Here is a 24,502-nt window from a genome sequence, read left to right on the forward strand (position 1 = left end):
GGCTCCGGTGTCCTCGGGAGGACTGCATGCCTGACCGTACTCAGACCATTGCGTATCCGGCGCCGGGGTCGCGCCCGTCGCGGCGGGATCCGCAACCGCTCGCGCCGCACGTGATCGTGCTGTTCGGGGCGACCGGGGATCTGGCCAAGCGCAAACTGCTGCCGGGGCTGGCGTATCTGCAGCAGTCCAAGTTCGCGCCCGACGTACGCATCATCGGTACGGCGACCGAGGAGCTCACCTCGGACGAGTTCCGGGCCCGGGCGCGGGAGGCGGTCGAGACGTTCGGGACGCACCGGATGAGCGACGAGGAGTGGGCGCAGTTCGCCGAGCGACTCGAGTACGTGCCGGTGACCGCCGGCCCGGATGCGCTCGCGGCCGCGGTCAAGGCGGCCGAGGCGCTGCTCGGGCCGGACGCCCGCCGGCTGCACTACCTGTCCGTGCCACCGAAGGCCGCGCAGGCGGTGATCGCGATGCTGCGCGACGCGGACCTGGTCGACCGGGCCCGGGTGGTGATGGAGAAACCGTTCGGCGACGACCTGGCCAGCGCGATCAAGCTGAACGACTTCGTGCACGAGACCTTCGACGAGTCGCAGGTGTTCCGGATCGACCACTTCCTCGGCAAGGAGGCGGCGCTGAACATCCTCGCGTTCCGGTTCGCGAACGGGTTGTTCGAGCCGATCTGGAACCGCAACTTCATCGACCACGTGCAGATCGACATCCCCGAGTCGCTCGGCCTGGACCAGCGGGCCACCTTCTACGAACCGACCGGCGCGTTCAAGGACATGGTCGTCACCCACGTCCTCCAGGTGCTGTCGTTCGTCGCGATGGAGCCGCCGACCGCCCTGGAACCGCGGGCCATCTCGGAGGAGAAGAACAAGGTCTTCCGCTCCATGCTCCCGATCCATCCCGACGACGTGGTGCGCGGCCAGTACGGCGGCTATCGCAACGAGGACGGGGTCGCGCCGGACTCCGACACCGAGACGTTCATCGCGATGAAGGTCGGGATCGACAACTGGCGTTGGGCCGGCGTGCCGTTCTACCTGCGCACCGGCAAACGGATGGCCGAGGGGATGCGGATCATCTCGATCGCCTTCAAGGAAGCACCGAAGACGATGTTCCCGGCCGGCTCCGGTGTCGGCTCACAAGGCCCCGACCACCTGACCTTCGACCTGGCCGACTCGTCCCGGGTCTCGCTGTCCTTCTACGGCAAACGCCCCGGTCCGGGCATGCGGCTGGAGAAGCTGTCGATGCAGTTCTCGACCCAGGAGACGGAGCGCGCGGGCGACGTACTGGAAGCCTACGAACGCCTGATCCTGGACGCGATGCGCGGCGACCACACCTTGTTCACCACCGCCGAAGGCATCGAGTCCCTGTGGGACCGATCCGCGATGCTCCTGGACGACCCGCCCCCGGTGAAGCCCTACCAACCCGGCACCTGGGGCCCCAACGCCATCCACCAACTCATCGCCCCCCGAGCCTGGCGCCTCCCCTTCGAACGAGAATGGCGCGAATCCAAGCCTTAGTTTCGTCCCACGCCGCGTCTACGCCCGCTGCACTCCCTCGCATCGCACGGGGCGGGGTTTGAGGTGTTGCCGCTGGTGATCGGTAGGCGCACTATCTAGGTGTGATGTGAGTCACAAACATCTGGCGGTGGCTGGAGGTGGGCGAATGACCGGGACCAGAACGCACATGACGGCGGAGCGGGCGCCGTGCGGGCGGGTCGGGGACGCGGACCGGAGCCAGGAGGACGACTTCGAGGGCTTCCGGATGGATGACGTGCGCTACGCGTGCGGCTGCCGGCGGATCCGGCACGAGTTTCATGACGGCAGTGTGCGGATCCAGACGGTGCGCCACGACGGCAAGATCCTGATGGACGAGCACAGCGGCGACCACGAAGCCTGAACGGGGCGGCCAGTGAGCGAGCGGAGCGCGGTCACCAGAAAGCACAACCCAGCACGTGCCTCATCCGTGCCCGGAGCGAAGCGAGGACACGGATGACCTTTCACGACGTCGTGGTGATCGGGGGCGGCGGCGCGGGGTTGCGGGCTGCCATCGCGGTGGCGGAGACCAATCCGGCGTTGCGGGTGGCGGTCGTTTCGAAGGTCTATCCGATGCGCAGTCACACGGTGTCCGCGGAGGGCGGCGCTGCGGCCGTTGCCGCGGACGACGACACGCTGGACGAGCACGCGTACGACACCGTCTCCGGCAGCGACTGGTTGTCCGACCAGGACGCGGTCGAGGCGTTCGTCGCCGAGGCGCCGCGCGAGTTGCTCCGGCTCGAGCACTGGGGGTGCCCGTGGAGCCGGCAGCCGGACGGGCGGATCGCCGTCCGGGCGTTCGGTGGCATGAAGAAGATGCGCACCTGGTTCGCCGCCGACCGGACCGGGTTCCACCTGCTGCACACGCTGTTCCAGACCGCGCTCTCGTACACCGACATCGTCCGGTACGACGAGTGGTACGTCACCAAGATCCTGGAAGACGACGGACGCGCGTACGGCGTTGTCGCGATCGAACTCGCCACCGGCCGAATCGAGACCATCACCGCCAGCGCGGTGATCGTGTGCACCGGCGGATGCGGCCGGGTCTATCCGTTCACCACGAACGCCAACATCAAGACCGGCGACGGCATGGCGCTCGCCTACCGGGCCGGTGCGGCGCTCAAGGACATGGAGTTCGTCCAGTACCACCCGACCGGCCTGCCGTTCACCGGCATCCTCATCACCGAGGCGGCCCGGGCGGAAGGCGGCTGGCTGCTCAACAAGGACGGCTACCGCTACCTGCAGGACTACGACCTCGGTACGCCGTCGCCGACACCGGTCCTGCGCAGCATGGAACTCGGCCCGCGAGACCGGTTGTCGCAGGCGTTCGTGCACGAGATGGACAAGGGGAACACGATCGATACGCCGTACGGGCCGATCGTGAACCTGGACCTGCGGCATCTGGGCGCGAAGCTGATCGACGCGAAGCTGCCGTTCGTCCGCGAGCTGTGTTCGAAGTACCAGAACATCGACCCGGTCAAGGAACTCGTGCCGGTCCGGCCGGTCGTGCACTACATGATGGGCGGCATCCACACCGACATCCGCGGGGCGACGTCACTCGACGGTCTGTACGCCGCCGGCGAGGTCGCCTGCGTCAGCATCAACGGCGCGAACCGGCTGGGTTCGAACTCGTTGCCGGAGTGTCTGGTCTTCGGCAACCGGGCCGGCCGGGCCGCGGCCGTGTTCGCCGCCCGGTACCGGAACGTCGTACCCAAGTCGATCGAGGCGCAGGGGCGGGACGAGGTACGACGGCTGACGGAGGAACTGTCCCGGCACGCCGACGGGCACGAACGGATCGCCGACATCCGCACCGAGATGCAGACCACGATGGAGAACGGCGCCGGGATCTATCGCGACCGCGACTCGCTGGCGAAGGCCGCCGACCAGTTGAAAGAGCTGCAACTGCGGTTCGCCCATGCGGCGATCGACGATCACAGCACCAACTTCAACACCGAGCTGATCGCACTGCTCGAACTCGGGTTCATGCTGGACGTTGCCGAGAGCATCATCGCCTGCGCGCTGCAGCGGGAGGAGTCGCGCGGAGCACACCAGCGCACCGACTTCCCCGCCCGTGACGACGAGCGGTACCTGGCGCATTCGCTGGTACATCGTGAGCCGGACGGATCGAGCCGCATCACGTACCTGCCGGTGACGATCACCCGATGGCCACCAGGAGAACGGGTCTACGGGAGGTAGGAATGGCAGACGAGATCACCCTCGAGGTCGCGCGCTACCGGCCCGAACTGGAGTCGGAACCGGTGATGCAGTCCTACCAGGTGCCGCTGCGCGAGCACTGGGCCGTTCTCGACGGCCTGTCGTACATCAAGGACCATCTGGACGGCACGTTGTCGTTCCGCTGGTCGTGCCGGATGGGGATCTGCGGCAGCTGCGGAATGACCGTGAACGGCGAACCGCAGCTCAGTTGCGCGACCTTCCTCACCGACTACGCACCCGGTCCGGTGCGGGTCGAGCCGTTGCGCAACTTCCCGGTGATCCGCGACCTGGTCATCGACATCGACGACTTCATGACCAAGCTGCCGAAGGTCAAGCCATGGTTGATCCGGGAGGTGCACAGTCCGGTCGAGGAAGGCGAGTACCTGCAGACGCCGGAGGAACTGGACGAGTACAAGCAGTTCAGCATGTGCATCAACTGCATGCTCTGCTATTCGGCCTGCCCGGTGTACAGCCTCGAACCGGAGTTCATCGGGCCGGCGGCGATCGCGCTGGCCCAGCGGTACAACCTCGACTCGCGGGACGAGGGGGCCGACGAGCGTCGCGAGGTCCTGTCGTCGCCGGAAGGCATCTGGGCCTGCACGTTCGTCGGTGAGTGCAGCGCGGCGTGCCCGAAGGGGGTGGACCCGGCGGGCGCGATCCAGCGGTACAAGCTGACCGCGGCGACGCAGTCGATCAAGGACCTGCTGATGCCGCGGAGCCGGCGATGAGCACCTACCAGCGGCCGCTGGCTCTGTTCTGGTGGCTCGAACGCCGGTCCTACTTGTTGTTCGTACTGCGTGAGCTGAGCTGCGTCTTCGTCGCGTGGTTCGTGGTGTATCTGCTTCTGCTGGTGAATGCGATCAGCGACGGCGCGGCGTCGTACCAGGACTTCCTCGACTGGAGCGGCCAGTGGTGGGTCGTCGCGATCAACGTGATCTCGATGCTCTTCATCCTGTTGCACGCGATCACGTGGTTCGGCCTGGCGCCGCGGGCGATGGTCATCCGCCTCCGCGGGCATCGCCTGCCACCGACTCAGGTCGTTGCCGCGCACTACCTGGCCTGGTTGGTGCTCTCGGCAATCGTCGCCTGGCTGGTACTGCGATGAGCCGCCGGCCCGCGCCCGAACCCCTGCTGTGGATGCTGTTCAGCTCCGGCGGCATGGTCGTCGCGCTGATGGTGCCAGTCCTGCTCTTCCTGTTCGGCATCGCGTTTCCGTTGGACCTGCTGTCGCCGCCGGATCACTCGCATGTGTTCGCCATACTGCGGAATCCGTTCACACGACTGGTGCTGTTCGGCCTGTGCGCCTTGGCGCTGTTCCACTGGGCGCACCGCTTCCGCTTCACCCTGTACGACGGGTTGCAACTGAAGCGATACGCCGTACCGATCGTGGTGCTGTGTTACGGCGGCGCCGTGGTCGGAACCGTGATCGCCGCCGCACTCCTGCTGACGGTCTGAAGCGGCCGCTGACGTAGGGTCTGCGGCATGCGGGAGATCGTGGTGATCGGCGTCGGCGCGGGCGATCCGGAACAGGTGACGATGCAGGCCGTGTCGGCACTGAACCGGGTCGACGTGTTCTTCGTGCTCGACAAGGGCGAGGTCAAGCAGGAACTGGTCGACCTGCGCGAGGAGATCCTGCGCCGGTACGCCAAGGACAAGGACTACCGGGTCGTCGTCGGCCGCGATCCCGAGCGGGACCGGACCACCAGTGCGTACGTCGAAGCCGTGGACGACTGGCGGCGGCGCCGGGCCGATGTGTGCGCGAGCATGATCGCGTCGGAACTCGGTGAGGACCAGGTGGGTGCGTTCCTGGTCTGGGGCGACCCTTCGCTGTACGACAGCACATTGGCGATCCTGGACGACATCCTGGCGCGGGGTGAGTTGGCGTTCGAGGTCGAGGTGATCCCGGGAATCAGCAGTGTGTCGACGCTGGCGGCGCGGCATCGGGTCGGGCTGAACCAGGTCGGCCGGCCGATCCAGATCACCACCGGGCGCCGGCTGGCGAAGGCGTGGCCGGACGACGTCGACGATGTCGTCGTGATGCTCGACGGTCAGACCGCGTTCACGGAGCACGTCGATCAGGACGCGACCATCTACTGGGGCGCTTACCTCGGTACGCCGGACGAGATCCTGATCTCCGGTCCACTGCGTGAGGTCGCCGCCGAGATCGAGAAGGTCCGCGCCGAGGCGCGAGATCGCAAGGGCTGGATCATGGACACCTATCTGCTGCGCAGGCCTAGACCAAAGGTGTAGGTGGGGTGGCCGTCAGGCCGAAGCGGCGGCCGCGTGGTCTGCCTGAGGCTGCTGGGCATGACGAGATTGCAGAAGATACTGCGGTTGGCGGTCGGGCTCGCGATTGTGCCGGCTGGGTTGGTGGTGAACAGCGCTTCAGCAGAAGCGGCCCAGGACGTCGTACGGACTGATGCTGGGCTGGTGCGGGGAACGTCCGTCGGCGAGGCTCAGGTGTCGGCAACGACAGGACCGGGCGCCTGCGGTCACTTCTGCGGTGTGCGGAGCAGGGTTGCGGTGAGGATCAGTGCTACGACGACGAAGCCGGCTGCTGCGATGAAGGCCGCGCTGTAGCCATCCCGGAGAGCCAGTACGGTGTCTGCACCTTCGCTCAGCCGGCTGGTCGTGGTGGAGGCGGCCAGCGTCGCCAGTACGGCGGTACCGACGGCCGCACCGGCCTGTTGGGCGGTGTTGTTGAGGCCGGAGGCGAGTCCGGCGTCGCCCGCTGCTGCACCGGACATGGCCAGCAGGATGGCGGACTGGATACCTACGCCGACGCCGATACCCATCACCGTGAGCACTGGCGCGACGTTGACGACGTATGAGCCATCGACAGGAGCCTGGCTGAGCCAGAGCAGGGCCAGCAGGAACGCGGTGAGTCCGGCCAGCAGCATGATGCGGCCGCCGAAGCGGACGATCAGCCGCGGCGCGACGAACAGGGACATCACCGCTCCCATCAGGGGCGCCGGGAGGAAGGCCAGGCCGGTGGTCAGGGAGTCGTAGCCCAGCACTCGCTGCAGGTAGAGCGCAGTCATGAACTGGAAGCCGAAACCGGCCGCGAAGAGCAGGATGACCACGAGGTTGGACACGCTCACCTGACGGTTGCGGAAGATGTGCAGCGAGAGCAGCGGGTTCGTGGCGCGCGCCTGACGGAGTACGAAGGCGGCCAGCAAGAGCAGCGAGATCGCCGCGGGGACCAGTGTGCGCGGCAGTTCCGCGTGTGGCTCGGCGGTCTGGACGATGGTGTAGACGCCCAGGGAGAGGCCTGCGGTCACCAGGACGGCACCGAAGACGTCAGCGCCCTTGCCGAGACCCAGACCACGCTCGCCCGTCAGCAGCCGTACGGCGAGCACCAGGGAGACGACACCGATCGGGACATTGATGAGGAACGCCCAGTGCCAGCCGACCGTCTGGGTGATCACGCCGCCGAGGATGAGGCCGATGGATGCGCCGCTGGCCGAGGTGAAGCCGTAGAAGCCCATCGCCCGGGCCTGCTCACCCGGCGCCGGATAGAGAGCGACGATCATGCCGAGGATCACCGCAGAGGCCAGCGCACCGCCGACGCCTTGCAGGAAGCGCCCGGCGATCAGGACCTCCGCACTGGTGGCAACACCGCACAGGAGCGACGCGGCGGTGAAGAGGCCGAGGCCGGCGAGAAAGACCCGCTTGCTGCCGATCAGGTCACCGATCCGGCCGGCCAGCAGCAGGAGTCCGGCGAAGGCGATCAGGTACGAGTTCATCACCCACGCGAGACCGGCCTGGGAGAAGCCGAGGTCGCCTTGAATCGTCGGCAGCGCGACCGTCACCACGGTCCCGTCGAGGATGATCATCAACTGCATCACGCACAGCACGATCAAGGCTTTGACCCGGTTCGGGGCCGTGCGGTCGATCGTCGTTGGAGAGGTTGCCGAGGCGGTCGTCATGAAAACGACCATAGCAGATAGTTCCGTAACGGACGATCTTTTAGTGGATCAGCTTGCGCGCTGGCGTGCCCGTCGTACCGGCTGAGCCTCGACCGGGGTGGACAGGTGGCCGTCGACGAGTTCCTGGAGCGCCTCGACGAACGGCTTGCGTTGCGCGGCGGCGAGCACCTCCAGGGCCTCGGCGTGTACGCGGTCGACGATCCGCTGACCCTCCTGGGCGATCGCGGCGCCGGCGTCGGTGACGGCGATGATCCGGGCCCGGCGGTCGGTCGCGGACGGTTTGCGCTCGGCGTACCCGGCCTTCTCGAGCGCGTCGACGGTGACGACCATGGTCGTCTTGTCCATGTACGCCAGTTCGGCGATCTGGATCTGCGTCCGCTCCGCCTCGAGCGCATGCCGCAGGACGCACTGCATCCGCAGCGTCAGCCCGACCTCCGCCAGCGCGGCGGACAGCTGGGTCTCGAGGACGTGACCGGCATGGGTGAGGTAACCGGTGAGGTCAGGGACCGTGCGGGGTGGAGTTTTCGCCATGCTTGTGAGGATAGCGCGGGATTATCCGGTGACAGATGATCCCGTGCTGGATCATAAGTGGGTGGCGGGAATGCGACGTGCTGGTGACGGCGTAGGGCGAGGTCGCGAAGTCGCGAGTGTGGGGGTGGGTGGGCGGCTGGAGTGGTGGGCATGACGGTTGCGGTGGTGCGGGTTCGGGAGTGGTTGGGGGTGGTGGGGGTGACGTTGGGGATCTTCTCGATTGTTACTGCGGAGATGTTGCCGGTGGGGTTGCTCGGGCCGATGGGGAGCAGTTTCGGCTTGTCGGCGGGGCGGACCGGGTGGTTGATGACGATGCCGGGGCTGGTGGCTGCGGTTGCGGCGCCGGTGGTGACAGTGCTGACCGCGCGACTCGATCGGCGGGTGATGTTGTGCGCGTTGATGGCGCTCCTGGCGGGCAACGCTCCTACTCGTGGTGTGGGGTCTCGGGTACGGCGGTGTGCCGGTGTGCTCGATGAGCTGGTTCGCCCGGGCCGTCCCGCACGCACGTGAGGCGGCCACGGTGCTGTTCACGTCCTCCTTCCAAGCCATGCTGTCCGTTGGAGCGCTGCTCGGCGGACTGGTCGTCGACGCGTGGTCTGTGTCGGTGGCGATGGTGTGTGGCGGCGTGTGCGCGCTGCTGATGGCCCGCGTGCTGCTGTGGTCCAGAGCACAACAGGAGCCGGGCACGTAGCATCTCGGCTGTGGCGAGGACTCAGACGGACCGGTGCCCCGGCGTACTGGCGGTGCACCAGGCGGCTGACGGAGGCCTGGCCCGCGTACGCGTCCCGGGTGGGATGCTGACGGTCGATCAGCTCGAGGTACTGCGGGTCGCGGCCCAACAGCTCGGCGACGGGCGCCTGGAGCTGACCTCGCGGGGGAACGTGCAGGTCAGAGGGCTGTCGGCGGACGGGCCGCGGGAGTTGTCGGAGCGGCTGTACGACGCCGGACTGCTGCCTTCAATCACGCATGAGCGGGTGCGGAACATCCTGGCGTCACCGCTGTCGGGACTGGATCTCGAGAGCCGGTACGACGTACTGCCGGTGGCAGCCGCGGTGGACCGGGCGCTGTGTTCCCGTCCGGGGCTTGCGGAGTTGCCGGGGCGGTTCCTGTTCGCGCTGGATGACGGGCGCGGGGATCTGGGCCATATGCAGGCGGATGTCTTGGTCCGGGCTGTGGACGGGCGTGAGGCTGTCCTGAGCCTCGGTGGGGTCGGAGTGCGAGTGGGCTGGGGCGAGGCGGCTGAGGTGACGGTCGCCGCGGCGGAAGCGTTCCTGGCGGAACGCGCGGCGCAGGGGTCCCAGGCGTGGCGGGTCGCGGAGCTGGAGGACGGGGCGCACAGGATCCTCGACCGGCTGGGCCTGACCAGGGAGCAAACGGCGGCGGGGACGGACGAGAGCACGGCGGCGGCAGTCGCGGCTGTGCTGCACCCACAGGTCGCTGGGGTGCATGCGCAGGTCGCGGCTGGGGTGCATGCGCAGGTGGATGGGATGCGTGCGCTGGTGGTGACTGTGCCGTTGGGGAGTCTTGGGCCTGAGCAGGCCGACGTACTCCAGCAGGTCGCCGCAGGGCAGGTCCGGATCACGCCGTGGCGGTCCGTCGTACTGCCGGGGCTGTCAGGAGACCCGAGTGCGCGACTGGACGAGGTTGGGTTGGTCACAAAGGCGGACTCGCCGTGGAACGGTGTGACAGCGTGTGCTGGTCAGCCCGGGTGTGCGAAGGCGCTGGCGGATGTCCGGGCGGACGCGCGGCGGGTGACGCCGAGGCTGCCCCGGCACGGGCGGCCGATGCACTGGTCCGGGTGTGAACGGCGGTGCGGCAAGCCAGCCGGCGAGTTCGTCGATGTGCTTGCTATAGGCAACGGCTATGTGATCGACGGTGAGCGGATGGGACTGCGGTGAACCACGAGTATGTTAAGGACGGTGCTGAGATCTATCGGCAGTCGTTCGCGACGATCCGGACCGAGGCGGCGGCCGGGCTCGGCGGTCTGCCGGCCGATGTCGCGCAGGTCGCCGTACGGATGATCCACGCCTGCGGGATGACCGATCTGGTCGCGGACATCCGCAACTCACCCAACGTGGTCAAGAACGCGCGAGCCGCACTGCAGGACGGCGCACCGATCCTCTGTGACGCCCGGATGGTGGCAGCCGGCATCACCCGGAAGCGCCTCCCCGCGGACAACCAGGTCATCTGCACACTGCAAGACCCTCAGACCGTAGCGCTCGCAGAACGCCTGCAGACCACCCGGAGCGCAGCCGCCGTCGACCTCTGGCACGACCACCTCGCAGGCTCGGTTGTTGCTATCGGCAACGCTCCGACCACGCTGTTCCGGCTGCTCGAGCTGATCGCCGAAGGCGCGCCGCGGCCGGCCGCGATCCTCGGCATCCCGGTCGGGTTCATCGGCGCGGCCGAGTCCAAGGACGCGCTGGCGGCGAACGACCTCGGCCTGGAGTACCTCATCGTCAAGGGCCGTCGGGGCGGCAGCGCGATCACCGCAGCCGCCGTCAACGCGATCGCGAGTGAGGCAGAGTGACGGGTCAGCTTTGGGGGGTCGGGCTCGGCCCCGGCGACCCCGAACTCGTGACGGTGAAGGCGGCCCGGCTGATCGGCGCGGCGGACGTGATCGCGTTCCACAGCGCACGGCACGGCCGCAGCATCGCCCGCTCGGTCGCGGCGCCGTACCTGCGTGAGGGTCAGCTCGAGGAGCACCTCGTCTACCCGCTGACCACCGAGACGACCGACCACCCCGGTGGCTACCAGGGTGCGATGGACGACTTCTACGCCGACTGCGCGGCCCGGCTCGCCGCACATCTTGATGCCGGCCGCGACGTCGTCGTACTGGCAGAAGGGGATCCGCTGTTCTACGGGTCTTACATGCACATGCATAAGCGGCTGGCCGACCGGTATCCGTGTGAGGTTGTTCCCGGCGTCACGTCGGTGAGCGCGGCGGCCGCCGTACTAGGACGGCCGTTGTGTGAGCGGGACGAGATCCTCACGGTGCTGCCCGGCACGCTGCCGCCCGACGTACTGGCAGACCGCCTCCGCACCACCGACGCAGCAGCCGTGATGAAGCTTGGCCGGACGTTCTCCAACGTGCGGGAGGCGTTCGAGCTCGCCGGAAGGGCAGACGAGGCCTGGTACGTCGAACGCGCCACAACCGACGCCCAACGAACCGCTCCCCTGGCTGACGTGGACCCGGACGAGGTGCCGTACTTCTCCCTCGCCCTGCTCCCCAGCCCGATCAACAACACCTTCACGGCGCCGACGACCAGGACCGAGGCGGACGGCTCGGTGACCGTCGTGGGCCTCGGACCGGCCGGGCCGGAGTGGATGACGCCTGAGGTGCGGGCGGCGATCGCCGGTGCCGACGATCTGATCGGCTACGGCCCGTACGTCGACCGGCTGCCGGACCGGGCCCGGCAGCGCAAGCACGGCTCGGACAACCGGGTCGAGTCCGAGCGGGCCGCCTTCGCGCTGGACCTCGCGCGCAAGGGCTCCGAGGTGGTTGTGGTCTCGTCCGGTGACCCGGGGGTCTTCGCGATGGCCAGTGCGGTCACCGAGGTCGCGTCCGAACCTGAGTACGCCGACATCGCCGTACGCGTGCTGCCAGGGATGACGGCGGCCCAGGCGGTCGCCAGCCGGGTGGGCGCACCACTCGGGCACGACTACTGCGTCCTGTCGCTGTCGGACCGGCTCAAGCCGTGGGAGGTGATCGCCCAGCGGCTGTCCGCGGCCGCCGCGGCGGATTTGGCGATCGCGCTCTACAACCCCGCCTCGAAGTCCCGCACCTGGCAGGTCGCCGCCACCCGCGACCTGCTCCTCGAACACCGTTCGCCCGGTACGCCGGTCATCATCGGCCGCGACGTGGGCGGTCCCGAGGAAGCGATCACCGTCACAACGCTCGCCGAACTGGCCCCGGAAGCAGTTGACATGCGTTGCCTCCTGGTGATCGGGTCGTCGCAGACCCGCACCGTGCCCCGCCCGGCCGGCCCTCTGGTCTTCACTCCCCGCCGATATCCGGCGACGGACAGTGAGTCAGCGCCAGAGGCCGGTTAAATCCACCGCCCAGCTGTGTCAGACGCCGCCCGGGCGGGTAGGGACCGCGCGGAGCTGACCAGTGAGGAGAAGCGGAATGGTCCAGCAGTACGGCGACACCGCCACCGCGACGCAGCCTGTCACCGCCACGATGCAGGTGCCTGACGACGCTGACGCGACCACCACCCAACGGTACGAGGAGGCGCGGGCGGCGGCGCACCGGGCGATGAGCAACGTGACCATCATTCCGGACCGGCCGTCGGCCGCACTGCAGGCCGAGCCGGAGGCGGAGCTGCTGTCCTACCGGGGTTTCAAGTTCGGGGCGGCCTTCTTCGGCTGGCTGATCGCCATTGCCATGTCGGTGGTGCTCACCTTGGCCGTGTCCGCAGCGGCCCTCGGTACGGCGGAGGTCCTCGACTACACCCGCGCCGACGCCGAGGCGCAGCCTGGCGCCGCGGGCATCACCGCCGCGACTGTCGGCGTACTCGTGCTGATCCTGGCCTTCTATACCGGTGGGTACGTCGCGGGACGGCTCGCGCGGTTCGACGGCGGGCGGAACGGGTTCGGCGTGTGGATGTTCGCGTTCCTGTTCTCCGTGCTTGCGGCCGGAGCCGGTGCGCTCGTGAACAACCAGTACGACCTGCTCGACGAGGTCAGCCGGCCGGACGTGTCGCTGTCGACCGACACCATCACCACCGCAGGCATCATCGCCGCCGTCACACTGGTCGTGCTGACGCTCCTGTTCTCGATCGTCGGCGGGAAGGCGGGCAAGCGTTACCACGACAAGATCGACCGGCTGCTCGACTGACCTTCAGTTACCGCCTCGCCACGCATAGCCAGCGTTCCGACGGGTACCGGAGGGACGACACGGGACTGTCTGGCGAGGAGAACTGACATGGTCCAGCAGTATCGGGACGACACCGACACACAGCAGCTCGATGGCAGAAAGGTCGTGGCCGAGCCTGACACCACGCCGCAGCCGCTGCACCGGGCTCGGGTCAAGACGTCGGCCGCCGATGAGGTGGACCCGGCGTACCGCGGGTTCAAGGGTGGTGCCGCGTTCTTCGGCTGGCTGGTCGCGGTCGGGCTGATCGCACTGCTCACCGGGATCGTCGGCGCGGTCGCTGCGGCGGTCGACTACGCGGTGACGATCGACTGGAACGCGGCCGAGGCGGAGGCCGGCACGATCGGCATCGTCTCCGGCGCGGCGCTGCTACTCATCCTGGCGATCGCCTACTACAACGGCGGGTACGTCGCCGGCCGGCTGGCCCGGTTCGATGGTGGGCGGCAAGGCCTCGGCGTCTGGCTGCTCGGCGTACTGGTGACTCTGGCCGTTGCGGCGATCGCTGCGCTGGCTGGTTCGCAGTACGACGTACTGGACCGGGTGGACCTGCCGTCCATACCGTTCACCGACGAGACGCTCACCGCGGGCGGGCTGATCGCGATCGGCGCGGCCGTACTCGTGACGCTCTTCGCATCGGTGATCGGCGGCAAGGCGGGGCAGCGCTACCACCGCCGCATCGACACCAGCGGCGACTGACTCTCAGTGGAACCCGGACGGCGGATGACCCCTATCCGCCGTCCGGGTCTTCGTTGTGCTGACCCGTCGGCCGGTGCAGGATGCCGGACATGACCCGAACCGCGCTCGTCGTCGGAGGTACGAGCGGTATCGGCGCGGCCACCGCGCTCCGCCTCGTCATCGACGGCGCGACCGTGATCGCGGCCGGACTCGGCACGTCGGCCGCCTCACCCGAGCTCCGGAAGGCGACCCGGCTGCACGAACTGGACCTCCGCGAGCCGGGCGCCCTGGAAGACCTGATCGGATCCCTCGACCAACTCGACGTACTGGTCAACGCGGCCGGCATTGTCCGGCGCGGTGACGAGCACCGGCCCGAGGTGTTCCGGGAGGTTGTCGAGATCAACCTCACCGGCGCAATGCGGGCGGCCGAGGCGGCGCACGACCTGCTCGCGGCCAGCCGCGGCTGCATCGTCAACGTCGCCTCGATGCTGAGCTACTTCGGCGGTCCGCTCGTGCCCGGCTACAGCGCCAGCAAGGGCGGCATCGTCCAGCTCACCAAGTCGCTCGCGGTCGCCTGGGCGGCCGATGGCATCCGGGTGAACGCGGTCGCACCCGGCTGGATCGCCACCGAACTCACGTCCGCCCTGCAAGCCGATCCGGTCGCCGCCGACCGGATCCTCTCCCGTACGCCGATGGCCCGCTGGGGTACGTCGGAAGAGGTCGCCGGTGCGATCGCCTTCCTGGCCGGTCCCGACGCGGGATTCGTCACCGGCGCCGTCCTGGCCGTAGACGGCGGCTACCAGAGCGTGTGAAGGAGCTTCGATGATCCCGGTTTCGGCAGGTGTTCCCGCGGAGATCGCCGTACCGGCGGTGCCCGAGGACGATCGGTTGTGGGTGCAGCAGGCGCCCGACGTGTGGTTCCGGCCGCTGATGCTGAACACGATCACCGGGCAGTGGTGCAACCTGCTCAAGGTGACCCGGTCCGGCATCGTCTCGCGGCACCGGCACCCGAGCGCGGTGTTCGGGTATGTGATCAAGGGCAAGTGGCAGTACGACGAACACGACTGGGTCGCGGAGACCGGGTCGTTCGTCTACGAGCCGCCGGGCGAGATCCACACGCTGCGCGTGCCGGAGGACTGCACCGAGATGATCACGTTCTTCAACATCTCCGGCGCGATGATCTACGTCGACGACGACGGCAACCAGATCGGGTACGAGGACACCTTCACCAAGATCCAGCTGTGCCGCGACCACTACGGCGCCAACGGCCTCGGCGCCGACTACGTCGACCAGTTCATCCGGTGATCTCGCGGATCACGTCGATGACGTGGTCGAGTGCTGGTGATCGTTGACTGTGCTTCCGGCAGAAGATCGCGACCTGGCGCTCGACGCCGGCGTCGTCGATGGGCACCAGACGTACGCCGGTGAGGTTCGCGGTGCTGACCGCGAGCTCGTTGGTGACGCCCACACCGAGACCGTGGCGGACCAACGACAGCAGGGTTTGCGGCTGGTTGGTGCGGAACGCGGACTCCGGGTTGAGGCCCGCGGACGCGAAGGCAAGATGCGATTCGAACTGACGTGGTCCGGAGCTCTCGCCGATCGAGATGAGCGGGAGCGCGGCCAACTGCTCCAGGCTGACGGACTCGGCAGCCGCGAGCGGGTGTGACTCGGCGAAGACCGCGACCAGCGGCTCGCGCCACAGCTCCTCGTGCACCAGGGACTCGTCGGCTACGAGTGGGTGGACCGGACGGATCGCCAGGTCGATGTCACCGCGGAGCAGCGCGCTCTCCAGGTCGACGCTCGGCCCTTCGACCAGGTGCAGCGTGATGTTGTCTGGCAGGCGCCGTACGACCTGGGGAAAGAGGTGCGCGGCCGCGCTCGGGTACGCGCCGAAGCGGACCTCTCCCCCGCCTGAGGACAGGTGGTGCAGCCGGCTGAGGATCTCCTCGGCGTGCGGCAGCAGAGCCCGGCCTTCCGGGGTGAGCCGAGCCGGGTGGGCGGTGCGGTCGAAGAGCTGTACGCCGAGGGCGCGTTCGAGGTCGGCCACGTGTTCGCTGATCCGGGACTGACCGCGGAAGACCGCTTTCCCGGCCGCGGAGAACCCACCGTGCCGGGCGACCGCGACGAAGCTGACGATCCAGTCCATCCGGTAGCTGTACGCCGCGGTCAGGTCCATGAGCTCCACGCTAGCCGGGAAGAGCCTGCGGGTCCGGAATGTTGAGCTGGGTGTGAAGGTCGTTGTGATCGGGGCAGGCCAGGCCGGGTTGTCGGCTGCTTATCACCTGGTTCGGATGGGATTCACGCCGTACGACGAGGTCGTCGTACTCGACCGGAATCCGGCGCCGGGCGGCGCGTGGCAGCACCGGTGGGACTCGCTGACCATGCACGACGTGCACGGGATCGCGAACCTGCCGGGTGTCCCAGTGCCTCCGACTGTCGACTCGGAGCGGGCAAACGTGTTTGTGCCGACGTACTTCGCCGACTATGAGAAGCGGTTCGAGCTGCCTGTACTGCGGCCTGTCGCGGTGTCGAGCGTGCATCGACGGGATGAGTTGTTCGAGGTGCGGACCGACCAGTCGACCTACGTGGCTGAGGCGATCGTGAACGCGACCGGAACGTGGAATCGGCCGTTCATTCCCTGGTATCCGGGGATCGAGACGTTCGGTGGGCGGCAGTTGCATACGGCGGACTATCCGGGTGCCGCCGATTTCGCCGGTCAGCACGTGCTTGTGGTCGGCGGGGGCGCGTCGGCGGTGCAGTTGCTCGCGGAGATCTCCGAGGTCGCGTCGACGACCTGGGTGACGCGGCGGCCGCCGGAGTGGCGGACGGGTGAGGAGTTCGGGCCCGAGCTCGGGCGTCGCGTCGTCGCCAAGGTCGAGGAGCGGGTGCGGGCCGGGCTGCCACCGCGGAGCGTGGTGAGCGTGACGGGTTTGCAGCTGCGCGAGCAGGAGCAGGACGCTTGGCGGCGCGGGGTCTATTCACGGCAGCCGATGTTCTCCCGGATCACACCCGACGGCGTCGAATGGCCCGACGGCCGGACCCTGCACGTCGACGCAATCCTGTGGGCCACAGGCTTCCGCGCCGACCTCGCCCACCTGGCGCCACTGCGCTTGCGCGAACCGTCCGGCGGCATCCGCATGGACGGCACCCGCACAGTCCTGGACCCGCGCATCCACCTCGTCGGCTACGGCCCCTCAGCGAGTACGATCGGCGCCAACCGCGCCGGCTTCACCGCCGCCCGCGACCTCCGCAACCTCCTCCAACCCCTCGCCGCCTGAATCCAGTGCCCAAGCGCGATGCCGGCGTACGGCGAGTGGGATGAAGGTGCCGGCGGTCAGGAAGATGAGGGCGGTGAGCAACCAGCCGGGCCAGCCCCAGCCGACTGCGATGGTGGTGAGGATGAGTGGGGCGACCATGTCGCCGACCTGGCGGCCCATGGCGTAGGCGCCTTGGTACTGGCCCTGGGCGCCGGGTGGGGCCAGCTCGAAGCTGATCCCCCAGCCGCCGGCGGATTGGAGCATCTCGCCGATCACGTGGACGAGTGCGGCGACGACCAGCAGGCCGATGGTCACCGCTCCGGAGGTGACGTCGGTGAGGGCCAGGACCGCGCACGCCACGGCCAGCAGCAAGCCCGCTCGGCGGCCGGCCCGTGCTGCGCCCGCCAGGTGCTCTGTGCCTCGGGCGACCCGGATCTGCAGGAGAACGACGGCAACCGAGTTCAGCACCATCAGGACCGCGATCAGCCAGCGCGGAGCGTCGGTCGCGGTCGCCACCCAGAGCGGGATGGCCACCTGAGCCATCGCGGCATGCATGCTGAGCACCCCGTCCAGCGCGACGAAGGCAAGGAACGGCCAGTCCCGCAGCGCGGCCAGGGCAGACGGACCGGTTGCCGCTGTCACCCGTTCCACCTCAGGCATCCCGAACCGGACCAGCCCGGCAGTGACCAGGTACGTCGCCGCGTTCGCAAGCAACGCGATCACGTAGACCTCCCGCCGGTCGACCGCGAGCACGATCCCGGCCACGCCCATCCCGACAGCCATCCCGACGTTGGTCGCGACGCGCAGGATCGCCCGGGTCCGGACCCGCTGATCGGCCGGCGAGACTCCAGCGATCAGTGCGCCCTTGGCACCACGCTGGCCCGAGTCCGCGACCGCGGTCACTGCGGCGATCACGACGTACACGGGAAACGAACGAACCTGGGTCAGGGCGGTCATGGTGATCGCCTGCAGGATGAGGAAGCCGACGTACGCGCGGTTGGGTCCGAGCCGGTCGGCGACGGTGCCGAGCGGGGTGCTGGTCACCAGGCCGACGAGCCCGGCGACGGTCAGGCCGACACCGACCTGCCCGACGGACAACCCGGCTGCCCGAGTCAGGTAGAGCGCACCAATCGCAAAGTAGAGGCCGTTGCCGAGCGTGTTGACCAGCGTGGCGAAGACCAGGCGACGTACGGCAGGCGGAAGAGATGCGGTCACAGTTGGCCACTCAACCCCAGGCCCGGGCGATTGCCCGTTGGACTGACGGATTCCGTCAGCGCATTACTAGGTCAAGGAGGTCTGTGCCGAGGTTGCGCATGGCTTCTTCGTCTAGGCGGTAGGCAACGAAGCGGCCTTGGCGTTCGGCGGTGACCAGGCCGGCTCGGGTGAGGGCTCGGAGGTGGCGGGTGACTTGGGTGGGGTGAAGGCTCCAGAGGGCTGCAATTTCGCCTGCGGTTCGGGGTTCGCTGGCTACGGCTCGGCAGACCTGGAGGCGGTCGGGGGCGGCCAGGGCTTCCAGGCGGTGGCGGACCTGTTGTGCGGTGGGTACGGCGTCTCGGCGGCCGCCGGCCGGGTAGATGACGGTGAGGGGTTCGCCGGGGATCTCGCCGAGGAAGAGGTGCGGTGCGATGTAGTTGCTGGGGACAAGGAGTAGCGACCGCTCGGCCAGGTCGATGCGCTTGTTCTGCACCTTCTGCACCAGCACGTTGTCCTTGTCACGTACGTCGACCGAGCTGTCCAGCGACCGCAGCATCGCGGCCACCCCGTCCCGCAACGCCAGGTCCCGGTCCTGTCGGCCGCGGGCGGCGAGGGCGTCCCGCGACTCCTCCCACACCTCCCGGAACCACTCCTCCCAGCACGCGTCCAGCAGGTCGACGAAGCGCCGTACCGGCTCGGCGGGGTCGGTCAGCAACGCCTCGACCAGGTCAGCCACCGCGCGGCCTCTACTCCGCGCCCAGTGGAGTACAGCGTCCGCGTCGGTGGTCCTGCTGCTCAGTGGACGACCACGCAGCGGCCGGACGAGCTCAGCAGCCAAGTCCTCTGGCGTACGAGCCCGCAACGCCTTCAGCTCGTCTTGCCACGTCGGCATGCCTGTCGCCGCACTCGTGGCGAAGAAGCGCGCCCTGACGGCGCGCACCGTCCAGGTCCACTGCGACAGCTCGTCCCGCAGTACGGCGGGAAGTCGCACGGCGGCTGCCCAGTCGGTACGGTCGTGGTGTCGTGGCTCGGCTAGCACGTGCAACGCGCAGCCGAGCTCGATCAGGGGTGAGGCGACGTGGCGGATCCGCTCGGGGTCGAGCTGGCTCACGCCGGCGAGAACAGTCGGCACAGAGCCGCTCAGTCCTTCAGCTTGAACTCGAGGTCGGTCTCCCAGTCGTTCATGTCGGGGACCTCGCGCGGGTCGGACTTGTAGATCTCCAGCCGGGCCGTCCAGCTGTTGCCGTGGGCATCCCACTCCAGGCCCTGCTCGGTCGCCCAGGCGAGCAGGTCGCGGGTGACCTCGAGCAGACCGTCCGGGTGGCCGTGGTGGGTCACCGTCGCGTAGCGGCCGGCCGGGAGTACGCCGGTGACGATCTCACCCTCGCCGTGCTGCAGATCGTCGACCGGGAACCCGATCTCCATGACCAGACCGGCGTCCATGTCCACCACGTCGTACCTGAAGAACGGCGCGTCGTTGGGCGCGATCTCGTGCGCGGCGAGCCAGGACACCACTTCGCCCATCCGGTCGGCGAACGCCGCGATCCCGTCCATCGCGACCTTTCCCCGCAACGCGACGTACGGCCGCTCGGCGCGCTCCACAATCTCCGGCATCCCACACCCTCCCGACTCGTCGATCCCCTCAACCTAACGCCTGCCGGATGGCGAAGGTGTCCTGGTACTCCCGCCAGCCGGCGATCTTCCCGTCCCGGACCCGCAGTACGCCGATGAAGCGCGCGGCGGCCCGCTGTCCGGTCGTGGTGATCACCCCGCCGAGCTCGTACTCGATCACCGCGACCTCCGGGTCCAGCGTCTCGTGCACCGCCAGCTTGGTGAAGCGGTCGAACCTCGCCGGGAACCCGGCCCGGCTGGGCTCAGCGAACGCGAGCCACTCCTCCCGGCCGTCCCACCGCAGCGGACCGCCCGGCGCGAACGGCACCTCCATCACCACGTCCTCGGCCAGCAGGTCGTCCATCGCCGCCGGGTCCCAGAGCCAGCCCTGGCCCATCCGATCGATCACCGAGTGCAGGTCCGACATCGCCGCCTCCAGAAAGTGAGTCACCACTCAGGTTTCATCCAGCACTATAGTGAGTGGCCACTCAGCTTTCAAAGAGAAGGGGATCCGGAGTTGCGGACGGACGCGCAGCGGAACCGTACGGCGATCCTGGCCGCCGCGACCGAGGCGTTCGCCGAGCACGGGCCGAAGGCGACGACCGAGCAGGTGGCGATCCGGGCCGGCGTCGCGGTCGGCACGGTGTTCCGGCACTTCCCGACCAAGGACGCGCTGCTGGTCGCGATCATGAAGGAGTCGCTGCAACGCCTGACCGGACTGGCCGCCGAGGCGACCCTGTTCGACTTCATCAGCGCGGTCGTCGACGAGGCCGTCCGGACCAGGACCGTGGTGGCGGCGCTGGCCGGCCCGGAGCTCGATGTCGGCGACGCGTTGCGGGGACTGACCGACGAGATCGGCCGACTGCTGAAGCAGGCGAAGGCGGCCGGTGAGGTGCGTACCGCCGTACGCGTGGACGAAGTGATGGCGTTGATGACCGCGGCCGCTCAGGCCGCACAGCAGGGCGGCTGGCCGGTAGACCTGCGGCGACGCACGCTGGCGGTTATCTTCAGAGGCCTGGCGTCCGAGTAGCTGCCAGGCGTCTACTGAGGTGGGGGGTGATCGCGATGCTTCGCGTCAGGTTCATCACGGCCTTGGCGGCGGCCGTCGCCGTACTGTTTCACGGTCTGTTGGCGCCGGCCTCGGCCGAGCCGACCACACCGCTCACGTATCCGGCCGGGACCACGGCGACGCGGTTCACCGGGCTCGCCTTCGACACCTGTACGGCGCCGACGATCGCGCAGATGACGGCCTGGAAAGCCTCGCCGTACAAGGCGATCGGCATCTACATCGGCGGCGTGAACCGTAGTTGCGCGCAGCCCCAACTGACGCCGAGCTGGGTCAGCAGCGTGACGCGGATGGGCTATCGACTCATCCCGATCTACGTGGGCTATCAGGCGCCCTGCACGACCCGGACCACCGCGGTGAAGATGACGGTCCCCTCCGCGACGTACCAGGGAGGGCTGCTGGCCAGGGACGCGGTCAAGGTCGCCCGGGCACTCAACCTGCTCGCGGGCACTGCGATCTACGCCGACATGGAGCACTACAACCCGAATGACGCGACCTGCAAGGCGACCGTACTGCGGTTCCTGTCGGCCTGGACGAAGGAGATCCACCGGCTGGGCTACCTCTCCGGCGTGTACGCACACCAGAGCTCGGGAGCGCCACACCTCGCGGCCGCCTACAACTCCTCGTCGTACGCCCGGCCGGACGCACTGTGGATCGCGCGGTGGGACGGCAACAGCTCACTGACCGGCTGGCCGACCGTGCCCAACAGCTTCTGGGCGGTCGGTCAGCGCGGCAAGCAGTACGTCGGCGACCACAACGAGACGCACGGCGGTGTCACCCTCAACATCGACAGCGATCGCTTCGACGCACCGGTCGCGAGTGTCTGGTACACCTACACCGCCAGAACGACGATCCACTCCTACAGTGGCCCGTCGACCGCCTACCCGGTCAGGTCCACGATCGCCGCGAACGCCGGCGTGCGGATCGTCTGCCAGACCTTCGGCCCGAAGATCGGCACCACAACAGTCTGGAACAAGCTGATCGACGGCACCTATGTCACCGACTACTACATCAGGACACCGAGCAAACCCGGCTACAGCGCGCCTATCCCCGGCTGCAGCAACGCGTTCCAGACAACCATCAACAACCTGACCAGACGACACGGCCCTGGTACTGCGTACGCGGCGTACCCGAGTCCGCTGCCGATCGGCTCGCTGGCCTGGGTGACCTGCCAGCGAGCCGGATCGAGGGTTGGTACGACGGCCGTGTGGGACCGGCTCAGCGACGGCAGTTGGGTCACCGACTACTACGTCGCCACCACGAGCAACACCACCTACACCGCGCCGATCCGGCGGTGCTGACCTACTGAGCCCAGGGCGGCTGGATCGTCGTGCCGTCTGCCATGGTGCCGGTGAAGCCTGCGGTGATGGCGACGTATAGCTCGGCCGTGTCCTCACCCAGGTTGGTCAACCGGATCGGCTCGCCGGCCGCGATCACGACGGCGTCGCCGGGACCGAGCTTGTCGCCGTCCGGTGTGATCTGCACGGTCCCGCTGAGCACCATGAACACCTCGTCCCGGTCGAGCGTGTGCGGCGCGCCGCCGGTGCCGGGATCGACCGCGAGCTTCCAGGTGCACAACCCGGCGGACCCACGACTCGGTGCCGCCAGACCCGTGAACTCGACCCCGGGCAGCTGGAACTTCGGCGCTTCCGCCGCGCGAATGACCTGCATCGGATCCCCTTTCAGAGATAGTCAAGCTGACTTGACCAAGTCAGCTTGACTATCATGGCGTCTATGACGCGTTCGGGCAAGCTAGATTTCGGGATCCTGCTGGTACTCGCGGATCAGGAGTTCGTCCGCGCGCTGCGGGCCGCGACGGCCGAGCAGGGTTTCGACGACCAGGGCCGGTCGGATGGTTTCGTGCTGCGCACGCTGGACGCCGGGCCGACGAGTATCACCGGGCTCGCCGAGCGATTGGACATCACCAAGCAGGGTGCGAGCCAGATCGTCGACGACATGGAACGCCGCGGCTACGTCGAGCGCCGGACCGATCCGGACGACGCCCGCGCCCGCCTCCTCCACCTCACATCAAAGGGTGAGGCAGCACTCGCGGCCGCCCGGAAGTTCCACCGGGCCTACGAACGCAAGCTCCGCCGGCAGTTCGGCGACGAAGCGATCGACGGCATGCGCGGCGTACTGACCGCGATGGCCGGCGAGGCCCAGGTCAGTACGCCGCACTTCCGCGCCTTGATGTTCTAGACGGTATGACGTGACGCCGTCGTGGGGGCGGGGTTGCGGGCCGGGGCCTCACTCACACAGATTCGTGGGTTGCCGAGTAGGGGCTGCCTGCTCGGCCTATCCGACATGTGTGGGAGGCCCCGGTGTTTTCCGAGCGTACGAGTGTTGGGCTGGATGTGCACGCCAGGTCGGTCGCGGCGGCGGCGATCGATGGTGTGACTGGTGAGCTGGTTCAGGCCAGGCTGAGTCCGTCACACGACGAGATCCGGTCGTGGGTGCAGGGTTTGCCGGGTCCGGTCGCGGTGACGTATGAGGCTGGTCCGACGGGGTTCGGGTTGTCGCGTGCGTTGAACGCGGTGGGGGTTCGGTGTGTGGTCGCGGCGCCGAGCAAGTTGCAGCGCCCGTCAGGAGATCGGGTGAAGACCGACGCCAAAGACGCGATTCATCTGGCCCGGCTGCTGCGCCTGGACGAGGTCACCGCTGTGGTGGTGCCCACGGTCGAGCAGGAGACCGCGCGGGATCTGGTCCGGGCCAGAGAGGACTGTCGGGGTGACTTGATGCGGGCCCGGCACCGGCTGTCGAAACTGTTGCTGCGCCAGGGCATCGTCTATTCGGGCGGGAAGGCCTGGACCGGTGCGCATGATGCGTGGCTGCGTCAGATCGGCCGGCAGTCGTTCGAGTCTGTGCCGTTGCAGCTGACGTATCAGTCCGACTACGACGCTGTGTTGAGTGTCCAGGCCCGCCGCGACCGGCTCGACGCAGCGATCGAGAAGATCGCCACTGACAGCGAGTTCACCCCGATCGTGCGGCGCCTGGGATGTCTGCGTGGCGTCTCCACGTTGACCGGGTTCGCGCTGGCCGTCGAGATCGGCGACTGGCACCGGTTCACCGGCAACACCATCGGCGCGTTCGTCGGCCTGGTGCCCAGCGAGTACTCCTCCGGCCAGTCGCGGGTCCAGGGCTCGATCACCAAGACCGGCAACACCCACGTCCGCCGCCTGCTGATCGAGGCAGCCTGGCACCACCGCGCCCGCTACCGGCCCGGCAAAACCATGCGCGACCGATGGGAACTGGCCACACCCGCCGCCCGGGCCCGCGGCGATGCCGGCAACCAGCGGCTGCACCAACGCTGGACCCGCTTCAACGACCGCCACAAACGCCACGTGATCGCCAACGTCGCGATCGCCCGCGAACTCGCCGGCTGGTGCTGGTCCCTGGCTGTGCTCGAGGAGTAGCAACTCACCCGATCCGGCTTCGTCGACCAACGTGGTGGAAGCAGCGCGTGGAGCGACCCGCGATTCAGCTATGAGCAGCCCACAACCGGCGCGACGCTCGACTCTAGACACGCGGACCCGCTCCTGTGCCGAACACCCCGTCCTGCGGTAACCAACCCGACTCTTCTATGTCTGGTCAAGTGGTCTGCGGGCCGGTTT

Annotated in this window: 29 protein-coding genes; 21 read left to right on the plus strand and 8 right to left on the minus strand. The window is 68.3% G+C overall.

The annotated features are described in order from the left end of the window. The first annotated feature begins 26 nt into the window (after positions 1–26). From zwf to cobF, 7 genes are all read left to right on the plus strand, one after another. Positions 27–1,523, plus strand: coding sequence for a glucose-6-phosphate dehydrogenase (zwf, locus tag EV652_RS35570; RefSeq protein ID WP_132213769.1), 1,497 nt, complete (start codon positions 27–29; stop codon positions 1,521–1,523). 145 nt (positions 1,524–1,668) lie between these two features. Beyond that, on the plus strand, positions 1,669–1,902 hold the full coding sequence (locus EV652_RS35575; protein WP_132213771.1) for a hypothetical protein: 234 nt from the start codon (positions 1,669–1,671) through the stop codon (positions 1,900–1,902). A gap of 92 nt (positions 1,903–1,994) precedes the next feature. Then, the gene (gene frdA / locus EV652_RS35580) at positions 1,995–3,734 is read left to right on the plus strand and encodes a fumarate reductase (quinol) flavoprotein subunit (RefSeq protein ID WP_132213773.1); all 1,740 of its coding nucleotides are present in this window, start codon (positions 1,995–1,997) and stop codon (positions 3,732–3,734) included. Between the two features lie 2 nt (positions 3,735–3,736). Beyond that, positions 3,737–4,480 (plus strand): succinate dehydrogenase/fumarate reductase iron-sulfur subunit, encoded by a 744-nt coding sequence (locus tag EV652_RS35585; protein WP_132213775.1) that lies wholly within the window; start codon positions 3,737–3,739, stop codon positions 4,478–4,480. Next, positions 4,477–4,857 (plus strand): succinate dehydrogenase/fumarate reductase transmembrane subunit, encoded by a 381-nt coding sequence (locus EV652_RS35590; RefSeq protein ID WP_132213777.1) that lies wholly within the window; start codon positions 4,477–4,479, stop codon positions 4,855–4,857. Before EV652_RS35585 ends, EV652_RS35590 begins: the two co-directional genes overlap by 4 nt. After that, positions 4,854–5,207: a fumarate reductase subunit FrdD gene (frdD, locus tag EV652_RS35595; RefSeq protein WP_132213779.1), complete on the plus strand. Its 354-nt coding sequence runs from the start codon at positions 4,854–4,856 to the stop codon at positions 5,205–5,207. The genes EV652_RS35590 and frdD overlap by 4 nt, the downstream gene beginning before the upstream one ends. Positions 5,208–5,234: 27 nt before the next feature. Beyond that, the gene (gene cobF, locus EV652_RS35600) at positions 5,235–6,002 is read left to right on the plus strand and encodes a precorrin-6A synthase (deacetylating) (protein WP_132213781.1); all 768 of its coding nucleotides are present in this window, start codon (positions 5,235–5,237) and stop codon (positions 6,000–6,002) included. 242 nt (positions 6,003–6,244) lie between these two features. Here cobF and EV652_RS35605 read toward each other — a convergent pair whose 3' ends face one another. After that, positions 6,245–7,681: an MFS transporter gene (locus EV652_RS35605; RefSeq protein WP_242002193.1), complete on the minus strand. Its 1,437-nt coding sequence runs from the start codon at positions 7,679–7,681 to the stop codon at positions 6,245–6,247. 48 nt (positions 7,682–7,729) lie between these two features. Continuing rightward, positions 7,730–8,212: a MarR family winged helix-turn-helix transcriptional regulator gene (locus EV652_RS35610; RefSeq protein ID WP_132213785.1), complete on the minus strand. Its 483-nt coding sequence runs from the start codon at positions 8,210–8,212 to the stop codon at positions 7,730–7,732. A 150-nt stretch (positions 8,213–8,362) separates the two neighbouring features. Between EV652_RS35610 and EV652_RS45535 the strand changes: the two genes are divergently transcribed. From EV652_RS45535 to EV652_RS35650, 9 genes are all read left to right on the plus strand, one after another. Next, complete coding sequence (locus tag EV652_RS45535; RefSeq protein ID WP_242002194.1) at positions 8,363–8,722, plus strand: MFS transporter; 360 nt, start codon at positions 8,363–8,365, stop codon at positions 8,720–8,722. Further along, positions 8,685–8,903 carry a hypothetical protein gene (locus EV652_RS45540; RefSeq protein ID WP_242002195.1) on the plus strand — a complete coding sequence of 73 codons (219 nt, stop codon included), beginning with the start codon at positions 8,685–8,687 and terminating at the stop codon, positions 8,901–8,903. The genes EV652_RS45535 and EV652_RS45540 overlap by 38 nt, the downstream gene beginning before the upstream one ends. Before the next feature lie 10 nt (positions 8,904–8,913). Beyond that, positions 8,914–10,110: a precorrin-3B synthase gene (gene cobG, locus EV652_RS35620; protein WP_242002196.1), complete on the plus strand. Its 1,197-nt coding sequence runs from the start codon at positions 8,914–8,916 to the stop codon at positions 10,108–10,110. Next, complete coding sequence (locus EV652_RS35625) at positions 10,107–10,742, plus strand: precorrin-8X methylmutase (RefSeq protein ID WP_132213789.1); 636 nt, start codon at positions 10,107–10,109, stop codon at positions 10,740–10,742. Before cobG ends, EV652_RS35625 begins: the two co-directional genes overlap by 4 nt. Next, complete coding sequence (locus EV652_RS35630) at positions 10,739–12,265, plus strand: precorrin-2 C(20)-methyltransferase (RefSeq protein ID WP_132213791.1); 1,527 nt, start codon at positions 10,739–10,741, stop codon at positions 12,263–12,265. Before EV652_RS35625 ends, EV652_RS35630 begins: the two co-directional genes overlap by 4 nt. Before the next feature lie 76 nt (positions 12,266–12,341). Next, the gene (locus EV652_RS35635; RefSeq protein ID WP_242002197.1) at positions 12,342–13,052 is read left to right on the plus strand and encodes a hypothetical protein; all 711 of its coding nucleotides are present in this window, start codon (positions 12,342–12,344) and stop codon (positions 13,050–13,052) included. Positions 13,053–13,139: 87 nt separating this feature from the next. Continuing rightward, on the plus strand, positions 13,140–13,784 hold the full coding sequence (locus EV652_RS35640) for a hypothetical protein (RefSeq protein WP_132213793.1): 645 nt from the start codon (positions 13,140–13,142) through the stop codon (positions 13,782–13,784). Positions 13,785–13,873: 89 nt separating this feature from the next. Next, entirely contained in the window at positions 13,874–14,575 is a 702-nt protein-coding gene (locus tag EV652_RS35645; RefSeq protein ID WP_242002198.1) for an SDR family NAD(P)-dependent oxidoreductase, read from the plus strand. A gap of 10 nt (positions 14,576–14,585) precedes the next feature. Continuing rightward, complete coding sequence (locus EV652_RS35650) at positions 14,586–15,068, plus strand: 2,4'-dihydroxyacetophenone dioxygenase family protein (RefSeq protein ID WP_132213797.1); 483 nt, start codon at positions 14,586–14,588, stop codon at positions 15,066–15,068. Here EV652_RS35650 and EV652_RS35655 read toward each other — a convergent pair. Continuing rightward, complete coding sequence (locus tag EV652_RS35655) at positions 15,058–15,939, minus strand: LysR family transcriptional regulator (protein ID WP_132213799.1); 882 nt, start codon at positions 15,937–15,939, stop codon at positions 15,058–15,060. The genes EV652_RS35650 and EV652_RS35655 overlap by 11 nt on opposite strands. Between EV652_RS35655 and EV652_RS35660 the strand changes: the two genes are divergently transcribed. Beyond that, positions 15,938–17,041 carry an FAD-dependent oxidoreductase gene (locus EV652_RS35660; protein ID WP_132213801.1) on the plus strand — a complete coding sequence of 368 codons (1,104 nt, stop codon included), beginning with the start codon at positions 15,938–15,940 and terminating at the stop codon, positions 17,039–17,041. The two genes, EV652_RS35655 and EV652_RS35660, sit on opposite strands and share 2 nt — an antisense overlap. On the opposite strand, the gene EV652_RS35665 is transcribed toward EV652_RS35660, so the two are convergent. The 4 genes from EV652_RS35665 to EV652_RS35680 are packed head-to-tail and all read right to left on the minus strand — an operon-like array spanning position 16,958 to position 20,276. After that, positions 16,958–18,235 carry an MFS transporter gene (locus EV652_RS35665; RefSeq protein WP_132213803.1) on the minus strand — a complete coding sequence of 426 codons (1,278 nt, stop codon included), beginning with the start codon at positions 18,233–18,235 and terminating at the stop codon, positions 16,958–16,960. The two genes, EV652_RS35660 and EV652_RS35665, sit on opposite strands and share 84 nt — an antisense overlap. A gap of 55 nt (positions 18,236–18,290) precedes the next feature. Continuing rightward, positions 18,291–19,346 (minus strand): ArsR/SmtB family transcription factor, encoded by a 1,056-nt coding sequence (locus EV652_RS35670; protein ID WP_132213805.1) that lies wholly within the window; start codon positions 19,344–19,346, stop codon positions 18,291–18,293. An 8-nt stretch (positions 19,347–19,354) separates the two neighbouring features. Then, positions 19,355–19,828 (minus strand): GyrI-like domain-containing protein, encoded by a 474-nt coding sequence (locus tag EV652_RS35675; RefSeq protein ID WP_132213807.1) that lies wholly within the window; start codon positions 19,826–19,828, stop codon positions 19,355–19,357. Between the two features lie 28 nt (positions 19,829–19,856). Continuing rightward, the gene (locus EV652_RS35680; RefSeq protein WP_199238591.1) at positions 19,857–20,276 is read right to left on the minus strand and encodes a nuclear transport factor 2 family protein; all 420 of its coding nucleotides are present in this window, start codon (positions 20,274–20,276) and stop codon (positions 19,857–19,859) included. Positions 20,277–20,342: 66 nt separating this feature from the next. Here EV652_RS35680 and EV652_RS35685 point away from each other — a divergent pair, with 66 nt between their 5' ends. Together EV652_RS35685 and EV652_RS35690 are read left to right on the plus strand one after the other, a co-directional pair. After that, positions 20,343–20,855 carry an SbtR family transcriptional regulator gene (locus EV652_RS35685; protein WP_132213809.1) on the plus strand — a complete coding sequence of 171 codons (513 nt, stop codon included), beginning with the start codon at positions 20,343–20,345 and terminating at the stop codon, positions 20,853–20,855. Positions 20,856–20,890: 35 nt separating this feature from the next. Beyond that, a complete protein-coding gene (locus EV652_RS35690) occupies positions 20,891–22,192 on the plus strand; it encodes a glycoside hydrolase domain-containing protein (RefSeq protein ID WP_132213811.1) in 1,302 nt (433 codons plus the stop codon). A gap of 1 nt (position 22,193) precedes the next feature. Here EV652_RS35690 and EV652_RS35695 read toward each other — a convergent pair whose 3' ends face one another. Then, a complete protein-coding gene (locus EV652_RS35695; RefSeq protein ID WP_132213813.1) occupies positions 22,194–22,562 on the minus strand; it encodes a cupin domain-containing protein in 369 nt (122 codons plus the stop codon). A gap of 63 nt (positions 22,563–22,625) precedes the next feature. Here EV652_RS35695 and EV652_RS35700 point away from each other — a divergent pair, with 63 nt between their 5' ends. Both EV652_RS35700 and EV652_RS35705 read left to right on the plus strand, forming a co-directional pair. Then, complete coding sequence (locus EV652_RS35700) at positions 22,626–23,090, plus strand: MarR family winged helix-turn-helix transcriptional regulator (protein WP_158441416.1); 465 nt, start codon at positions 22,626–22,628, stop codon at positions 23,088–23,090. A 122-nt stretch (positions 23,091–23,212) separates the two neighbouring features. After that, entirely contained in the window at positions 23,213–24,304 is a 1,092-nt protein-coding gene (locus EV652_RS35705) for an IS110 family RNA-guided transposase (RefSeq protein ID WP_132213817.1), read from the plus strand. The last annotated feature ends 198 nt before the right edge of the window (positions 24,305–24,502 follow it).

The organism is Kribbella steppae, from assembly GCF_004342025.1.
In the GTDB taxonomy this organism is placed as follows: Bacteria; Actinomycetota; Actinomycetes; order Propionibacteriales; family Kribbellaceae; genus Kribbella; species Kribbella steppae.

Excerpts from the sequence above, each read along its gene's own strand:
- EV652_RS35585 (WP_132213775.1), top strand. The coding sequence starts at position 3,737 with ATGGCAGACGAGATCACCCTCGAGGTCGCGCGCTACCGGCCCGAACTG.
- EV652_RS35695 (WP_132213813.1), bottom strand. The coding sequence starts at position 22,562 with ATGCAGGTCATTCGCGCGGCGGAAGCGCCGAAGTTCCAGCTGCCCGGG.
- EV652_RS35590 (WP_132213777.1), top strand. The coding sequence starts at position 4,477 with ATGAGCACCTACCAGCGGCCGCTGGCTCTGTTCTGGTGGCTCGAACGC.
- frdD (WP_132213779.1), top strand. The coding sequence starts at position 4,854 with ATGAGCCGCCGGCCCGCGCCCGAACCCCTGCTGTGGATGCTGTTCAGC.
- frdA (WP_132213773.1), top strand. The coding sequence starts at position 1,995 with ATGACCTTTCACGACGTCGTGGTGATCGGGGGCGGCGGCGCGGGGTTG.
- EV652_RS35650 (WP_132213797.1), top strand. The coding sequence starts at position 14,586 with ATGATCCCGGTTTCGGCAGGTGTTCCCGCGGAGATCGCCGTACCGGCG.
- EV652_RS35645 (WP_242002198.1), top strand. The coding sequence starts at position 13,874 with ATGACCCGAACCGCGCTCGTCGTCGGAGGTACGAGCGGTATCGGCGCG.
- EV652_RS35640 (WP_132213793.1), top strand. The coding sequence starts at position 13,140 with ATGGTCCAGCAGTATCGGGACGACACCGACACACAGCAGCTCGATGGC.
- EV652_RS35575 (WP_132213771.1), top strand. The coding sequence starts at position 1,669 with ATGACCGGGACCAGAACGCACATGACGGCGGAGCGGGCGCCGTGCGGG.
- EV652_RS35660 (WP_132213801.1), top strand. The coding sequence starts at position 15,938 with ATGAGCTCCACGCTAGCCGGGAAGAGCCTGCGGGTCCGGAATGTTGAG.
- EV652_RS45540 (WP_242002195.1), top strand. The coding sequence starts at position 8,685 with ATGAGCTGGTTCGCCCGGGCCGTCCCGCACGCACGTGAGGCGGCCACG.
- zwf (WP_132213769.1), top strand. The coding sequence starts at position 27 with ATGCCTGACCGTACTCAGACCATTGCGTATCCGGCGCCGGGGTCGCGC.
- EV652_RS35700 (WP_158441416.1), top strand. The coding sequence starts at position 22,626 with ATGACGCGTTCGGGCAAGCTAGATTTCGGGATCCTGCTGGTACTCGCG.
- EV652_RS35675 (WP_132213807.1), bottom strand. The coding sequence starts at position 19,828 with ATGCCGGAGATTGTGGAGCGCGCCGAGCGGCCGTACGTCGCGTTGCGG.
- EV652_RS35655 (WP_132213799.1), bottom strand. The coding sequence starts at position 15,939 with ATGGACCTGACCGCGGCGTACAGCTACCGGATGGACTGGATCGTCAGC.
- EV652_RS45535 (WP_242002194.1), top strand. The coding sequence starts at position 8,363 with ATGACGGTTGCGGTGGTGCGGGTTCGGGAGTGGTTGGGGGTGGTGGGG.
- EV652_RS35605 (WP_242002193.1), bottom strand. The coding sequence starts at position 7,681 with ATGACGACCGCCTCGGCAACCTCTCCAACGACGATCGACCGCACGGCC.
- EV652_RS35635 (WP_242002197.1), top strand. The coding sequence starts at position 12,342 with ATGGTCCAGCAGTACGGCGACACCGCCACCGCGACGCAGCCTGTCACC.
- EV652_RS35610 (WP_132213785.1), bottom strand. The coding sequence starts at position 8,212 with ATGGCGAAAACTCCACCCCGCACGGTCCCTGACCTCACCGGTTACCTC.
- EV652_RS35690 (WP_132213811.1), top strand. The coding sequence starts at position 20,891 with ATGCTTCGCGTCAGGTTCATCACGGCCTTGGCGGCGGCCGTCGCCGTA.
- cobF (WP_132213781.1), top strand. The coding sequence starts at position 5,235 with ATGCGGGAGATCGTGGTGATCGGCGTCGGCGCGGGCGATCCGGAACAG.